The organism is Nonomuraea phyllanthi, from assembly GCF_006334985.2.
Classification (GTDB): Bacteria; Actinomycetota; Actinomycetes; order Streptosporangiales; family Streptosporangiaceae; genus Nonomuraea; species Nonomuraea phyllanthi.
This window is the reverse complement of the sequence record NZ_VDLX02000011.1, coordinates 55,765-71,379: the sequence shown is the minus strand read 5'-3', so window position 1 is coordinate 71,379 and position 15,615 is coordinate 55,765. Positions and strand designations below refer to the sequence as shown.

The window sequence follows — 15,615 nt, the reverse complement described above, 5'->3', positions numbered from 1 at the left end:
CCGGCCCCGCCCCCCATGGATGGAGCGATCACATGAGAATCAACAGGACCGCGCAGCTGCTCGCCGCGGCGGTGCTCGGTGTCGCGCTGGCCGGCGCCGGCGCCGGCGTGGCCGGTGCCGCGGTGGCGGAGGACGACCCGGACAACGGCATCGACGTGTCGGTGACGATCGAGCCCAACAGCACTCCGGGCGAGGTCTCCATGACCATCGCCGACAACGGCGGAGTGGCCCTGCAGGAGGACGGCTCCAACGCCGCCGCCCGGCAGTTCGTCGGCACCCTGCCGACGGTCACGGTGACCGACAGCCGCCGCCCCGAGGACATCCCCGACGGTGACTTCTGGGCGGTCGTCGGCCAGGCCGGCGAGTTCACCGTGACCGACGGTTCCGCGCCACCCATCGGCCCGGAGTACCTGGGCTGGAAGCCACGCCTGCTGAGCGACTCCACCACCGGGGCGGTGGCGGCCGGCGAGCCCGTCTCCAGCGTCATCTCCGACGGTTCCGGAGCGCCCACCGTCGGTCTGCAGGGCCAGGAGCTGCTGGTGTCGACGGCCGACTCCGCCGACGAGATCGGCACCTGGCAGGTCAACGCCGACCTCGCGCTGCGCACCCCCGTGGACGTCGCCGCCGGCGAGTACCACTCGACCGTGACGCTTTCGCTGTTCAACCAGTCCTGAACCGGAGGCCAGGACGCCATCGCCCGCTGTGGGCGTCCGGGACCCGTGCCGGCACGGGTCCCGGACGGCCATGATGAGACTGGAGACACCTCTGTTGACGACAAGCCGTTCGCGAGGCGCACTCGCCCGCCTCGCCGTCGCACCCGCCGCCTGCGCGGCCCTGCTGGTCGCCCTGCTGGCCGCCCTGGTGGCGTTCGCGGCCCCGTCCCACGCCGACACCACCTGGTCGGTCGTGCCGGCCAACGCCGACGGCCCCGACGGCCGCAGCGTCATCGACCTCGAAATCGCCGGTGGGCAGCAGGTGGTCGAGCACGTGGCGGTCATCAACCGCTCCACCGAGCCGGTCGACTTCGCGATCGACGCCAACGACGGCTACCTGACCTCCAAGGGCTACTTCGACATGAAGCCCTCGAACGCCGAACCGGTCGACGGCGGCGCCTGGATAGCGGTTCCCGAGCACGTGACCATCGCCGCCGGGGCCACGTCCGTCGTGCCGGTGACGGTGTCGATCCCCCCGAACGCGACGCCGGGAGATCATCCCGCGGGTGTGACCGCGTCCCTGGAGACGGTCTCCGGCCAGGTACGGGTCCAGAACCGGGTGGGCGTCCGCCTGAACATCCGCGTCACCGGCGACTACGTGGCCAAGGTCGCGGTAACCGACGTGCGGGCCGAGTACACGGCGTCGTGGAACCCCTTCGCCGCGGGCTCCGTCGCGGTGACCTACACCGTGACCAACGCCGGCAATGTCCGGCTGGTCACCGAGAACCAGGTGCTGACCTCCACGTTCGCAGGTGAGAGCAGCTGGAGCGACCCGTCCGCGGCCAGGGCCAGGGAGCTCATGCCGGGCGGCAGCCGCACGTTCGTCGCGCGGGTGCCCGGCGCCTGGCCGCTGGGGCCCATCGGCGCGACGGTCACGGCGATCCCCTCGCCCGCGGGCCAGGCGATCCCGGGCGTCACCGCGCAGCGGATGGCGATCGGCACCACGGTCTGGGCCCTGCCGTGGCCGCAGCTCGCCCTCATCGTCCTCCTCGTCCTCGCCTTCTTCGCCGTCCGGCTGCTCGCCGCCTGGCGCCGTAGGCGCATCCAGAAGCTGATCATGCTTCACAGCCGGGAAACACCCCAGGGAGCGTGAGCACCATCGGCATCCGCCCCAAGGAGGTGGCCACCATCAACCGCTCCAGGCGACCGGCCCCGGTACGGGGTGCGGCGTGGGCACGCGTGCTCCCCCTCGCGGTCGCCTTCGCCCTCGGCGCGATCGTCGCCGGCGGCGTGGTGTTCGGGCTGACCCGGCCGGACCCGATCGAGCGGACGGCCGACCGCCTCCGCGCCGAGTCCGCCCTCCGCGACAAGACGCAGATCAAGACCCTGACGGAGTTGGCCCGCGGCACGCGCACCCGGCTCGTCCCCGTGCTCGACGGGCTGAACCGGGCCATGCCGCCGGCGGACGGCGCCGCGGGGCCCGTCGCGGTGACCGACGCCGACGTCGAGACCTGGCGCCAGGCGGCCGCCGCGGCCGTCCAGGACTTCGCCGACCCACCGTCCGGCGAGACCGCCACCAACGTGGCGCGGTCGAGTCTCGCCTCCGCCGTACGGCAGATCGCCACGACCGTCGACACCTACGCGGCCGCGCGGGACCTCACGGGACCGGCCCGCGCCGCCGCTATGGACCTGGCCGTACGCCAGCGCGCCGACGCGCTCTTCACCTGGTCGGTCGGAGCCACCGCGCTCGACGCCCTGAGCGTCGACGCGGGCCACGGTCACCAGCACGTGTTCCTGCCGACATCACCCGGCCAGGGGGCGCTCACCCCCGACGCCGAACCCGAGGGGAGTCACGACTCGTGAACAAGGCACCGGCATACCTCCTTACCGTCCTGCTGGCCGGACTCGTCCTGGTGCTCGGCGCACCGGCGGCCTCCGCCCACGGCGGACCGATCAAGCTGGAGGTGACGGGAGACGGCGCCGACAACGTCAACGTGCTGGTGACGTACAAGAAGGACGGCCATCCCGTCACGGAGATCGTCGAGGCGACGCTGACCGCGACCTCGGCCGACGGCCGTTCCTTCGGCCCGGTGCCGCTCAGGTCGGCGCCCGAGGGCCAGAACCTCTACCACGCCGCCGAGCCGCTGCCGAGCGGTGAGTGGAAGGTCACCGTGAAGGCGACCGAGCCGTCCAAGGCGAAAGCGACGGTGAAGGTGAAGGCGGGCGTGGTCGCCGCCGCGCCCGTGGCGACGACCGCGCCCGGGCCGGTCCAGGCGACGGCGCCGGCACAGGCGCATGCGCACGACAAGGCCGCGGCCACGGCGACCGTGGCGGACGAGGACGGCGCCATGGGGATGCCCTTCAAGATCGGCATCATCGTGCTGGCGGCGCTCGCCGCCCTCGCCGCCTGGATCGGCCTCGCCCGGCGGCACAGGCACGCGGGCGTCCGGCGCTGACGGCGTGAAGCGGATCCCCGACACGGCGGCCGGCCGGCGTCGCCGTGTCCGGGGCCGTCACCCGCGCGGCGGCTCGATGTTCAGGGCGCCGGAGCGGAAGGGCGCCACGCCCACCTGGGCGTCGTGGAAGCCCGCGTCGCGTACGGCCGGCACCAGGCCGGGCAGGTCGGCGGCCCGGGCCACCAGGGCGGGGTCCAGCTCCACCCGTACGCGGTCTCCGAGATCGCGTACCCGCAGGTCGGTGACCGGCAGGCCGGCCCCGGCCAGCAGGCGGCGCACCGCCCGCTCCGCCGCCTCGATCCGGTGCAGCCGGCGCGGCGTCACCTCCACTCCGTAGGCCACCCGGCTGGCCAGGCACGGCGCGGCCGGCTTGTCCCAGGTGACCAGGCCCCACGCCTGACTGGCCCGCCGCACCTCGGCCTTGGTGAGACCGGCGTCCCGCAGCGGCGCGAGGACCCCGCGCTCGTCGGCGGCCCTGATCCCCGGCCGGAACGGGTCCACGGCGTCGTCGGCGTTGGTGCCGGTGGCGGTGTGCGGGAAGCCGTGGCGGGCCGCCACCCGGCCGATCACGTCCAGCACCTCCGACTTGCAGAAGTAACAGCGGTCACGCCCGTTCGCGCGGTAGCCGGGAACGGCCGTCTCGGCCGTGCGGGGCAGCAGGTGCCGTACGCCGAGGGAGGCCGCGAAGTCCCGGGCCACGTCGAGCTCCTCGTCCGCGAGGCTGTCGGAGACGGCCGTCACGGCCAGCACCCGGCCGGTCCCGAGCGCGCGGACCGCCGCCGCCAGCACCAGCGCCGAGTCGGCGCCGCCGGAGAAGGCGACGGCCAGCGAGGGCAGGCCCGACAGCCGGTCGAGCAGCGTTGTGATCTTGTCGTCGGTGGTCACCCTTGTTCCTCCTCCGCCCGTGGGCGCTCCTGTGCCAGCCGCAGCGCCCTGGCCGCCGTCTCGCGCAGGGACAGGCCGAGGGCGGCCGCGGCGGCGGCCACGTCGTCGTGCTCGGGCTTGGCTCCGTGGGGTCCGTGCTTGACGCGCACGCGCCGGCCGTCCAGGTGGACCTCGGTGGTGTGCCGGCGCAGGGCCGTGCGCCCGGCGGCGACCTCGCGCACGCCGAGGGTCCCGGTCTCGGCGAAGACCAGCTCGCGCAGGACGGGCACGGAGGAAGGGCGGCACAGCACGTGCAGCACGTACGCCGGCCGGCCCTTCTTCATGGTCGCCGGGCTCGCCCACGCGTCCAGGGCGCCCGCGTCCAGGGCACGGGCGATGGTGTGGCCGAGCAGCTCGCCGGTGACGTCGTCCAGGTTCGTCTCCAGCACGACGACTGGTTCGAGCCCGTCGTCATGGGAGGGCTCGGCCAGGGTGGCCACGACGACGTTCGGGCGGTCGGGCAGCTTCCGGGTGCCGGCGCCGTACCCGGTCGCCAGGGGGATCATCGGTGGCGGCGGCCCGTACCGTGCCCGCATGGCCCGCAGCAGCGCCGCCCCCGTGGGCGTCACGGTCTCGCCGCGCAGCTCGCTCCCGGTGACCAGGGCTCCCTCGAGCAGGGCGAGGGTCGCGGGAGCCGGTACGGGCAGCACGCCGTGCCGGGTGCTCACCGTGCCGGTACCGAGCGGGACGGCGGCGCAGTACACCTCCGTGACGCCGAGCAGGTGCAGCGCGGCGGCCACGCCGACGATGTCCACGAGCGCGTCGTGGCCGCCCAGCTCGTGCAGGTGCACCTGGGAGGGGTCGGCGCCGTGGATCCGGCCTTCGGCCTCGGCGACCGCCCGCAGCGCGACGGTGGCGAGGGCGGCGACCGGTTCCGGGCGGGCGGACCCGGCCATGGAGATCAGCTCGGCCGCGCGGCGCTCGGTGGCCGGGTCGGTGACCAGGACGCGTACGCGGGTCGCCGCGAGCCCGTGGGTGCGCACCCGCTCGGCCGTCAGCTCCCACCCGGTGAGCCCGGTCGACGCCACGGCCGACCTGATCCCGTCCAGGGGCGCGCCCGCGTCGATCAACGCCGCCAGCAGCATGTCCCCCGCCAGTCCCGTGAACGGGTCGAGCCGGCAGATCACCTCCGTCCCCCAGGCTCGGGGGCGGACGGGGAGGCGTGGCGCGCGGCGGCATGGGCGAGGCGGTGGGCGGCCATGGCGGCCCCGAAGCCGGAGTCGATGTTGACCACGGTGAGCCCGGCCGCGCACGAGGACAGCATCGCCAGCAGGGCGGTGACGCCCTCCAGGGCCGCGCCGTATCCGACGGAGGTGGGCACGGCGATCACCGGCGCCGCCACGAGCCCGCCGACGGCGCTGGCCAGCGCGCCCTCCATACCCGCCACCACGATCACCGCGTCGGCCGCGCGCAGCCGGCCGGTCTCCGCGAGCAGCCGGTGGATGCCCGCCACCCCCACGTCGCGGACGACGGTGACCGCCAGCCCCAACGCCCCGGCCACGGCCGCCGCCTCGGCCGCCACCGGCCCGTCGGACGTTCCCGCCGTGACCACCGCGACCGCGAACGACCCGGTGGGAGCGGGCCGCCACACCAGCAGGCGCGCAGCGGGTTCGTAGGCTCCTCCCGGCACGGCCGCCAGGACGGCCTCGGCGACGGCGCTCTCGATCCGCGTGGCCAGCACCGGGCCGGAGTTGCGGGCGAGCAGGGCGGAGACGACGGCGGCGATCTCCCCCGCGGTCTTGCCCGGCCCGTAGACGACCTCCGGCGCGCCCTGGCGGGCCTCCCGGTCCACGTCGACCCGGGCGAACCCGAGGTCGACGACGCGTTCGCTCATGCCTGACCGCCGGCCAGATACGGGATGGTCTGCGGGCCCTCCGGCAGCACGCACACGCGGGCGCCCGGGCCGGCGGCGGCCAGCGCCTCGGTCACCGTGGCGGTGATGTCGCCGGTCCATTCGAGGTGCGCGGCCGCCAGGTCGGCCTCGCTGAGGTACGACGAGTGCACGACCACCCGCGCGCCCGCCTGGATGCGTGCCTGGATCTGCACCTGCCACTGGTCGGGGACGGTCACCGGCCGGGCGGCGATCGCGTCGAGCAGCGCCTGGGGCGAGGGCTCCGAGGCCAGCACCTCGCGGTAGGAGCCGTGGTCGGGGAACCCGTCGCGGCACTCGGCCGCGGCGACGATCACGCCGCCGGGACGCACCACCTGGAAGGCCGCCGACATGCCCTTCACCGACTGGTAGAGGTTCTGGTCGAGGGGGTAGCCGGAGTTCGTGGTGACCACCACGTCGAACGGCGCCTCGACCCGCCGCATGGCGAGCCGGCGGGCGGCGGCGGTGGCCGCGGCGTGCATGGGCGACAGGTCGCCGCCGAAGGCCGCCACGATGTCCTTGTCCCGGTTGAGTATCACGTCGAGGGCGAAGGTGACCCCGGTGCCCTCGGCGATGGCCCGCACGTCGTCGTGCACGGGATTGCCGTGGATCACCCCCCAGGTGGCCCGGGGGTCGCCGATCCGGGCGGCGTCGTGCAGGGTGAGCACGGTCTCCAGCGCGGCCAGCCCGGGGGCGACCAGCTTGGGGCCGCCGGAGAAGCCGGCGAAGAAGTGCGGCTCCACGAAACCGGTGGTGATCCGCACGTCCGCCTCGACCCAGGCGGTGTTCAGCCACACCGGCACGTCCTTCCCGAACTGGCCGAGGTAGGTGAGCGAGCCGGAGTCGCGGGCGTCGTGGTTGACGATCCGTACGGAGTCCACGACCGCGTCGCCGAACATCGCCCGCAGCTCGGCCTCCGAGTTGCCGCGGTGGGTGCCGGTCGCGACGAGGATGGTCACGTCGTCGAGGTCCACGATGCCGTCGAGCTCGTCGAGGATCGCCGGGATCATCAGGTGGCGGGGCTGGGGGCGGGTGCCGTCGCAGGCCGAGATGGCGACGGTCTGGCCGGGCCTGACCCGCGCGCGGAGCGGAGGCCCGGACACCGGTTCGCGCAGGGCGGCCCGCAGCGTGGCCCGCTGGTCCGGGGCGGACGCGTGGTGGACGGGCGCCACCACCGTGGTGGCATCGTCGGGCAGCTCGACCGTCAGGCCGCTCTCCCCGTACGCCAGGCGGACCTTCATCGGTTCTCCTCCTCGCCGGCCTGGTCGCGGGAGTGCTCGACGTCTCCCAGCACCGAGCGCAGCCAGGTCTCGGTCGTGCCGATGTGCATGAGCGCCGCGGCCTGGGCCATCGTCGCGTCGCCGGCGGCCAGGGCGTTGTAGATCGCCTCGTGCTCGGCGACCGTCTTGTGTGAGCTGCCGGCCTCCACCGTGCCGCGCCAGACCCGCATCCGCAGCGTCCGGCCGGAGATCCCGTCGAGCAGGGTGGACAGCGTCTCGTTGCCGGTCGCCCGCACGACGGCGCGGTGGAAGGCGGCGTCGTGGTGGTTCAGCTTCTCCACGTCGTCGCAGGCGGCGCGCATCGCGCCCAGGTGCTCGCCGATCTCGTCGAGTTGCTCGGTGGAGATCCGGGACGCGGCGAGGGCGGTCGCCTGGGGTTCCAGCAGCCGCCGTACCTGGACGATCTCCAGCAGGGTGTCGTCGCGCAGCAGCTCGACGGCCAGGCCCAGCCCTTCCAGCAGCAGCCGCGGCTCCAGGCTGGTCACGAAGGTGCCGTCGCCCCGCCGGATGTCGAGCACCCGGGCCACGACCAGCGCCTTGACCGCCTCGCGCAGCGGGTTGCGGGAGACGCCGAGCTGGGCGGCGAGCTGGTGCTCCGGTGGCAGCCGCGCTCCCGGCGGCAGCTCTCCCGACTGGATGAGTGCGCGGATGCGGGAGATCGCCTCGTCGGTCAGGGACATGCGGGCGCCCTCCAAGCGCGGAGTCGCTCGATCGGGACATGTGTCACGTCGAGAAACATAACAGACATCCTATGTTCGCGGATGATCCGGACAGAAGAGCACACAGACATGGGTTGTCTCCTTATCGGGCAGGACGATCCGATCACCGTTTTTCCCAGTTTTTCGGGGAGCTATGGACACATCGCCCTAAGAGGGTTAAGAAAGACATCCCATGTCCATGCGGTGAGACCTACTTCACTTCCCGGAAACATCCCATGGAGGACATCTTCGTGCGCAACCATCACCGAGGCGGTCCGGCGTGACCGAGCTGATCACAGCCGTCGAGGCCCACGACATCAGGTTCCCCACGTCACGGCAGCTCGACGGCTCCGATGCCATGAATCCCGAGCCCGACTACTCGGCCGCGTACGTGATCGTGCGGACCGGCGGCGGACAGGAAGGGCACGGCCTCGCCTTCACCGTCGGGCGCGGCAACGAGATCGCCGTCGCCGCCGTGGAGTCGCTGGCGCCGCTGGTCACCGGGCGTCCGGTGGCCGAGGTGCTCGGCGACCTGGGCGGAGTGTCGCGCCGGCTCACCGCCGACAGCCAGCTGCGCTGGCTCGGCCCGGAGAAGGGCGTCATCCACATGGCCGCCGGGGCCGTGCTCAACGCTCTGTGGGATCTGCGCGCGCGCAGGGCGGGCAAGCCGCTGTGGCTGCTGCTGTCCGAGCTGACGCCCGAGGAGATCGTCGACGTCGTCGACTTCCGTTACCTGGAGGACGCACTCACCAGAGAGGACGCGCTGGCCATCCTGCGCGCGGCGGAGCCGGGCCGTGCCGAGCGCCGGGCCCGCCTGCTGGCCGAGGGCTACCCCGCCTACACCACCACTCCGGGCTGGCTCGGCTACACCGACGACAAGCTGGCCCGGCTGGCCGAGGAGGCGGTCGCCGACGGGTTCCGCCAGATCAAGCTGAAGGTCGGCGCCGACCTGTCCGAGGACGTCCGGCGCGTCCGGCTGGCCCGCGAGGTGGTCGGCCCCGACGTGCGCATCGCCGTGGACGCCAACCAGGCCTGGAACGTCGGCCAGGCGATCACGTGGCTGGCCCCGCTCGCCGAGTTCGACCTGTACTGGATCGAGGAGCCCACCTCCCCCGACGACGTGCTCGGCCACGCCGCCATCCGCCACCGGGTGGCCCCCATCAAGGTCGCCACCGGCGAGCACGCCCACAACCGGGTGATGTTCAAGCAGTTCCTGCAGGCCGGCGCGATCGACATCCTGCAGCTCGACGCCGCCAGGGTCGGCGGTGTGAACGAGAACATCGCCATCCTGCTGCTCGCCGCCAAGTTCGGGACACCGGTGTGCCCGCACGCGGGCGGGGTCGGCCTGTGCGAGATGGTCCAGCACCTGGCGATGTTCGACTACGTGGCCGTCAGCGGAACCGCCGAGGACCGCGTCATCGAGTACATCGACCACCTGCACGAGCACTTCACCGACCCGGTCGTGATCCGGGACGGCCGATACGTCGCCCCCGCGCGTCCGGGCGGAGGCGCCGAGATGCGTCCGGCCTCCCGCGCCGAGTACGCCTACCCGAACGGCCCGCAGTGGGCCGCCAACACGGTCGCCGGCGCGGCGGGTGCGGTGTGACGCGCTCCCGCGGCTGTCTCCGGTCTCGACCCAGCACAGGAAAGGAACAGCCATGAGACGAGGACTCGCCTTAGGAACGGCTGTCGCCCTGTCGGCCGGCCTGGCCACCGCCTGCGGGGGCGGCGGAGGCGGCGGCCCGGCCTCCCCCGCGGGCGGCAAGCCGGTCGTCGGGGTGGACTACCCCCGCTCCGACACCGACTTCTGGAACTCCTTCATCAAGTACGTCCCCCAGTTCGGCGCCGAGAACGGCCTGGAGCTGAAGACCACCAACTCCCAGAACGACATCTCCAAGCTCACCGCCAACGTGCAGAGCCTCATCAGCCAGGGCGTCAAGGGAGTCGTGCTGGCGCCGCAGGACACCGCCGCCGTGGCTCCCACCCTCCAGCAGCTCAACACCAAGAAGATCCCCGTGGTCATGGTCGACACCCGCCCCGAGCAGGGCGACGCCTTCATGGTGGTACGCGCCGACAACCGCGCGTACGGCGAGAAGGCGTGCAAGTTCCTCGGCGAGAAGCTGGGCGGCAAGGGCAAGGTCGTGATGCTCCAGGGCGACCTGGCCTCCATCAACGGCCGTGACCGGACCGAGGCGTTCAACGCCTGCATGAAGGCCGGCTACCCCGGCATCACGGTGTTCGGCGAGGCCACCAACTGGGACGGCGCGCTCGCCTCGCAGAAGCTCCAGACGCAGCTGACCGCCAACCCCGACATCAAGGGCGTCTACATGCAGTCCAGCTTCGCCCTGTCGGGCACCCTCCAGGTGCTCCAGCAGCGCGGCCTGCTGGTCCCGCCGGACGATCCCAAGCACGTCTTCGTCATCTCCAACGACGGCATCCCCCAGGAGCTGAAGGAGATCGCCGCCGGCAACATCGACGCCACCGTCTCCCAGCCCGCCGACCAGTACGCCAAGTACGCGCTGCAGTACACCAAGGCCGCCATCGACGGCAAGACGTTCAAGCCGGGCCCGACCGACCACGACAGCACCATCATCCAGGTACGCCCCGGCCTGCTGGAGGACCAGCTGTCCGCGCCCCTCGTCACCGCCGACGGCGGCACCTACGCGGGCGTGGCCAGCATCAAGCCGGACGACTCCTCTCTGTGGGGCAACAACCTTGGCGGATGACCAGGCGGCCACCCCTCTCGTCGAGGCGGTGGGCGTCACCAAGAGATACGGGGAGACCGTCGCGCTGGACCGCGCCGGAATCCGCGTCATGCCCGGCCAGACCCACGCGCTCGTCGGCCGTAACGGCGCCGGCAAGTCCACCCTGGTCTCGATCCTCACCGGGCTCCAGGCTCCCGACGAGGGCGAGGTGCGCTTCGGCGGCGAGCCCGCCCCACGCCTGGCCGACCGTGACGCCTGGCGGCAACGCGTGGCCTGCGTCTATCAGAAGTCCACGATCATCCCCGAGCTGACCGTCGCGGAGAACCTCTACCTGCACCGCCACGACCTGAACCGGCTCGGGCTGGTCCGCTGGGGCGCGCTGCGGCGCAAGGCGACCGAGTTGCTCGCCGGCTGGTCGGTGGACGTCGACGTGCGCCTGCCGGCCGGCGAGCTGGACGTCGAGCAGCGCCAGTTCGTGGAGATCACCCGTGCGCTGTCGTTCGGCGCCCGGTTCATCATCCTCGACGAGCCGACCGCCCAGCTCGACGCCGCCGCCATCGCCCGGCTGTTCACCCGGATCCGCGCCCTGCAGGAACAGGGGGTGACCTTCCTGTTCATCAGCCACCACCTGCAGGAGATCTACGAGATCTGCGACACGGTCACGGTCTTCCGCGACGCCCGGCACATCCTGACCACCACGGTGGCCGACCTGCCGCACGCGGAGCTGGTGGCGGCGATGGCGGGCGAGGCGGCCGGCCTGGCGGAGGGGCCCTCCCGGACGGCCGTGACCCGCGGGCCCGGCGTGGTCCTCGACGTGCGCGGCCTGTCGTACGGCGACGCCTACCGGGAGATCGGCTTCCGGATCCAGACCGGCGAGATCGTCGGACTGGCGGGCGCGGCCGGCAGCGGCAGGACCGAGCTGGCCGAGACCGTCGCCGGGTTGCGGGCGGCCGACTCGGGCACGGTCGAGGTCGCCGGGCGCGTTCCCCGTCCCGGCAGCGTGCCGGACGCGCTCGCCGCGGGCGTCGGGTTCGTCCCCCGCGACCGGCACCACCAGGGCTTCGTCCCGATGATGTCGATCGCCGACAACGCCACCATGACCGTCCCCGACCGGCTCGGCGAGGCCGGACTGATCAGCGGCCGGCGGCGCGACCGGCTGGCCAGGGCCCTGATCGACAACCTGGCCATCAAGACCCCCGGTCCCGGCCTGCCCGTGATGGGCCTGTCCGGCGGCAACCAGCAGAAGGTCGTCATGGCCAGGGCGCTGGCCTCCGATCCCCGGCTGCTCGTGCTGATCACCCCCACCGCCGGGGTGGACGTCAAGTCCAAGGAATTCCTGCTCGGCAAGGTCGAGGAGACGGCCGCCGGAGGGACCGGCGTGCTGATCGCCTCCGACGAACTCGACGACCTGCGGCTGTGCGACCGGCTGCTGGTGATGTTCCAGGGCCGTGTCGTCGCCGAACTGGCCGCCGGATGGCACGACCACGACGTGGTGGCGGCCATGGAAGGAGTCCGGCTCGATGCCTGAGCAAACCCTCACGCCCGCCACCGAGACCGCCACCTCCGGGCGGGAACGGCCACGCGTGCGGCTGGCCCGGCTGCGCGACTTCGCCCTGATCCCCGCGATCATCGCGATCGCCGTCGTCGGCCAGATCGTCAACCCGATCTTCCTGCAGGGCGACAACCTCATCAACATCCTGCAGACCATGTCGGAGATCTCCCTGCTGGTCCTGGCCCAGACCATCGTGCTGGTCGCCGGCAAGATGGACCTGTCGCTGGAGTCCACGTTCGGTCTCGCGCCGGGCGTGGCGGCCTGGCTCACCGTCGCCGCCGGCTCGGGCGCCGGGCTCGGCCTGCTGCCGGGGGCCTGGTCCATCCCCATCACCCTGGCCGTCGGCGTGCTCATCGGCGCGATCAACGCGCTGCTCATCGTCCGGTTCGGGCTCAACGGCTTCATCGTCACCCTCGGCATGCTCATCGTGCTGCGCGGCCTGCTCACCGGCATCTCCGGCGGCCAGACCTTCTTCAACCTGCCGGCCTCGATGCTCTACCTCGGCTCGGCCCTGTGGCTCGGCGTGCCCGCCTCGATCTGGCTGTGCCTGCTGCTGTTCGCCGGCGGCGTCGTGCTGCTGGGCTTCACCAAGTACGGCCGCGCCCTGTACGCCATCGGCGGCAACGTGGACGCGGCCAAGGCGGCCGGCATCCGTACCGACCGGGTGCTGTGGACCGCGCTGGTGGGCGCCGGCGTGCTGGCCGCGCTCGGCGGGCTGATGATGTCGGGACACCTCGCCTCGGTGGCGGCCGCGCAGGGCGACGGCGCCATCTTCACCGTGTTCGCCGCCGCCGTGATCGGCGGCGTCGGCCTCAACGGCGGCAAGGGCACGGTGTTCGGCGCGTTCACCGGCATCCTGCTCCTCTACATGATCCAGAACGTCCTCACCCTGGCCGGCGTGCCCGCCCAGTGGATCCAGGCCCTCAACGGCACCATCATCATCGTCGCCCTCGTCCTGTCCCGCCTCACCGGCGGCAAGGTCCAGGACTAGCCCCCGCGCCCGCACCCCTCACGATGGGAGCACCATGCCCGAGAACCCCCTGACGCGAAGGCAGCTGATGAAGCTCGGCACGGCCGGAGCCGGTGCGCTCCTGCTGCCGACGCAGTGGACGGCCGTCGCCCGCGCCGCCTCGGTACCGCCGCCGGAGGTACGCGCCGCCAACGACCTGGCGCTCTGGTACGACGAGGCGGCCGGCACGGACTGGCTGCGCGCGCTGCCCATCGGCAACGGCCGCCTGGGCGCCATGGTGTTCGGCAACGTCGACACCGAGCGGCTGCAGCTCAACGAGGACACCGTCTGGGCCGGCGGGCCGTACGACCAGAGCAACCCGAAGGGCGCGCAGTCGCTGCCGGAGATCCGGCGGCTGGTCTTCGAGAACCAGTGGATCCAGGCCCAGGACCTGATCAACCAGACGATGCTCGGCAAGCCCGCGGGCCAGCTGGCCTACCAGCCCGTCGGCGACCTGCGGCTCGCCTTCGGCGACGCCACCGAGGCGTCGGAGTACAACCGCCAGCTCGACCTGACCACGGCCACGACCACCGTGACCTACGTCCTGAACGGCGTGCGCCACCGGCGCGAGGTGTTCGCGAGCGCGCCGGACCAGGTGATCGCCGTCCGCCTGACCGCCGACAGGCCCGGCTCGATCACGTTCTCCGCCACGTTCGACAGCCCCCAGCGGACGACCCGCTCCAGCCCCGACGCGGCGACGGTCGCGCTCGACGGCGTCTCGGGCGACTTCGAAGGAGTGACCGGCTCCGTCCGCTTCCTGGCGCTGGCCAGGGCCGTCGCCGAGGGCGGCACCGTCACCAGCTCCGACGGCACGCTCCAGGTGTCCGCCGCCGACAGCGTGACCCTGCTGGTCTCCATCGGCTCCAGCTACGTGAACTACGACGACGTCGGCGGCGACCACCAGAGCATCGCCAGGAAGCATCTCGACGCCGCCGCCGAGCGGCCGTACGACCGGCTGCGCCGCCGGCACGTGGCCGACTACCGCAAGCTGTTCGGGCGGACGACGCTCGACCTGGGCCGTACCGCGGCGGCCGACCAGCCGACCGACGTGCGCATCGCGCAGCACGCGAACACCGACGACCCGCAGTTCTCCGCGCTGCTGTTCCAGTTCGGCCGCTACCTGCTGATCTCCTCCTCACGGCCCGGCACGCAACCGGCCAACCTGCAGGGCGTCTGGAACGACCAGATGAGCCCGCCGTGGGACTCGAAGTACACCATCAACGCCAACCTGCCGATGAACTACTGGCCCGCCGACACGACGAACCTGTCCGAGTGTTACGAACCGGTGTTCGGGATGATCCAGGATCTCACCGTGACCGGCGCCCGCACGGCGCAGGCGCAGTACGGGGCGGGCGGCTGGGTCACCCACCACAACACCGACGCCTGGCGGGCCACCTCCGTCGTGGACGGCGCGTTCTGGGGCATGTGGCAGACCGGCGGCGCCTGGCTGGCCACCCTGATCTGGGATCACTACCTCTTCACCGGCGACCTCCGCTTCCTGCGCGCGAACTACCCGGCCATGAAGGGGGCCGCCCGCTTCTTCCTCGACACGCTGGTGCCGGAGCCGCAGCTCGGCTGGCTGGTCACCAACCCGTCCAACTCCCCCGAGCTCAGCCATCACGCGAACGCCAGCGTGGCCGCCGGTCCCACGATGGACATGCAGATCCTGCGCGACCTGTTCGACGGCTGCTCCGAGGCGAGCAAGGTGCTGGGCGTGGACGCGGACTTCCGGTCCGAGGTCGAGGCCGCCCGCGAGCGGCTGGCTCCGATGAGGATCGGTTCGCGCGGCAACATCCAGGAATGGCTCTACGACTGGGTCGAAACCGAGCAGAACCACCGGCACGTCTCCCACCTGTACGGCCTGCACCCCAGCCACCAGATCACCAAGCGTGACACGCCCGAGCTGTTCCAGGCCGCGCGCCGGACCCTGGAGCTGCGCGGCGACGACGGGACCGGCTGGTCGCTGGCCTGGAAGATCAACTACTGGGCCAGGCTGGAGGAGGGCACGCGAGCGCACGACCTGGTCCGCGCCCTCGTCACGCCGGCCCGGCTCGCGCCCAACATGTTCGACCTGCATCCCCCGTTCCAGATCGACGGCAACTTCGGCGCGACCTCCGGCATCGCGGAGATGCTGCTGCACAGCCACAACGGCGAACTGCACCTGCTGCCGGCCCTGCCGGAGGCCTGGCCGGAGGGCAAGGTGCGGGGCCTTCGCGGCCGCGGCGGCCACACCGTCGGGGCTACGTGGAGCGAGGGGCAGGCCGACGAGTTCCTCATCACGCCCGATCGCGACGGCACCGTGCGGGTACGCGGGCAGCTGTTCACCGGCCGCTACAAGGTGGTCGACACCACGCGTGGCGGCCGCGCCCGCACCAGGAAGCTCGGCCCCGACCTGATCGAACTCACCGGGAAGGCCGGCCACACCTACCGCGCGTACGGCTTGCGGAAGGCGGCGCATTAGTGGACGG

14 protein-coding genes are annotated in these 15,615 nt (G+C 72.6%); 9 read left to right on the top strand and 5 right to left on the bottom strand.

Features of this window, described 5'->3' with window-relative positions:
* Positions 1-32: 32 nt before the first annotated feature.
* From FH608_RS27885 to FH608_RS27870, 4 genes are all read left to right on the top strand, one after another.
* A complete protein-coding gene (locus FH608_RS27885; RefSeq protein ID WP_139633583.1) occupies positions 33-674 on the top strand; it encodes a hypothetical protein in 642 nt (213 codons plus the stop codon).
* 94 nt (positions 675-768) lie between these two features.
* Positions 769-1,806: a COG1470 family protein gene (locus FH608_RS27880; RefSeq protein ID WP_193318656.1), complete on the top strand. Its 1,038-nt coding sequence runs from the start codon at positions 769-771 to the stop codon at positions 1,804-1,806.
* Entirely contained in the window at positions 1,803-2,516 is a 714-nt protein-coding gene (locus FH608_RS27875; protein ID WP_139633581.1) for a hypothetical protein, read from the top strand. The genes FH608_RS27880 and FH608_RS27875 overlap by 4 nt, the downstream gene beginning before the upstream one ends.
* Positions 2,513-3,109, top strand: coding sequence for a hypothetical protein (locus tag FH608_RS27870; RefSeq protein ID WP_139633580.1), 597 nt, complete (start codon positions 2,513-2,515; stop codon positions 3,107-3,109). The genes FH608_RS27875 and FH608_RS27870 overlap by 4 nt, the downstream gene beginning before the upstream one ends.
* A 57-nt stretch (positions 3,110-3,166) precedes the next feature.
* On the opposite strand, the gene FH608_RS27865 is transcribed toward FH608_RS27870, so the two are convergent.
* The 5 genes from FH608_RS27865 to FH608_RS27845 are packed head-to-tail and all read right to left on the bottom strand — an operon-like array spanning position 3,167 to position 7,863.
* Positions 3,167-3,994, bottom strand: a complete 828-nt coding sequence (locus FH608_RS27865) for an ATP-dependent sacrificial sulfur transferase LarE (RefSeq protein WP_139633579.1) — start codon at positions 3,992-3,994, stop codon at positions 3,167-3,169.
* Complete coding sequence (larC, locus tag FH608_RS27860; protein ID WP_139633578.1) at positions 3,991-5,160, bottom strand: nickel pincer cofactor biosynthesis protein LarC; 1,170 nt, start codon at positions 5,158-5,160, stop codon at positions 3,991-3,993. The genes FH608_RS27865 and larC overlap by 4 nt, the downstream gene beginning before the upstream one ends.
* Positions 5,157-5,867: a nickel pincer cofactor biosynthesis protein LarB gene (larB, locus tag FH608_RS27855; protein ID WP_139633577.1), complete on the bottom strand. Its 711-nt coding sequence runs from the start codon at positions 5,865-5,867 to the stop codon at positions 5,157-5,159. The genes larC and larB overlap by 4 nt, the downstream gene beginning before the upstream one ends.
* A complete protein-coding gene (gene larA, locus FH608_RS27850) occupies positions 5,864-7,144 on the bottom strand; it encodes a nickel-dependent lactate racemase (protein ID WP_139633576.1) in 1,281 nt (426 codons plus the stop codon). Before larA ends, larB begins: the two co-directional genes overlap by 4 nt.
* Positions 7,141-7,863 (bottom strand): FadR/GntR family transcriptional regulator, encoded by a 723-nt coding sequence (locus tag FH608_RS27845; RefSeq protein ID WP_139633575.1) that lies wholly within the window; start codon positions 7,861-7,863, stop codon positions 7,141-7,143. The genes larA and FH608_RS27845 overlap by 4 nt, the downstream gene beginning before the upstream one ends.
* A gap of 298 nt (positions 7,864-8,161) precedes the next feature.
* Between FH608_RS27845 and FH608_RS27840 the strand changes: the two genes are divergently transcribed.
* The 5 genes from FH608_RS27840 to FH608_RS27820 are packed head-to-tail and all read left to right on the top strand — an operon-like array spanning position 8,162 to position 15,608.
* Complete coding sequence (locus FH608_RS27840; RefSeq protein WP_226899975.1) at positions 8,162-9,487, top strand: enolase C-terminal domain-like protein; 1,326 nt, start codon at positions 8,162-8,164, stop codon at positions 9,485-9,487.
* A gap of 52 nt (positions 9,488-9,539) precedes the next feature.
* The gene (locus FH608_RS27835) at positions 9,540-10,607 is read left to right on the top strand and encodes a sugar ABC transporter substrate-binding protein (RefSeq protein WP_139633574.1); all 1,068 of its coding nucleotides are present in this window, start codon (positions 9,540-9,542) and stop codon (positions 10,605-10,607) included.
* Positions 10,597-12,114, top strand: coding sequence for a sugar ABC transporter ATP-binding protein (locus tag FH608_RS27830; protein ID WP_139633573.1), 1,518 nt, complete (start codon positions 10,597-10,599; stop codon positions 12,112-12,114). The genes FH608_RS27835 and FH608_RS27830 overlap by 11 nt, the downstream gene beginning before the upstream one ends.
* Complete coding sequence (locus tag FH608_RS27825) at positions 12,107-13,129, top strand: ABC transporter permease (protein ID WP_139633572.1); 1,023 nt, start codon at positions 12,107-12,109, stop codon at positions 13,127-13,129. The genes FH608_RS27830 and FH608_RS27825 overlap by 8 nt, the downstream gene beginning before the upstream one ends.
* A gap of 34 nt (positions 13,130-13,163) precedes the next feature.
* Positions 13,164-15,608 (top strand): glycosyl hydrolase family 95 catalytic domain-containing protein, encoded by a 2,445-nt coding sequence (locus tag FH608_RS27820; protein WP_139633571.1) that lies wholly within the window; start codon positions 13,164-13,166, stop codon positions 15,606-15,608.
* Positions 15,609-15,615: the final 7 nt, after the last annotated feature.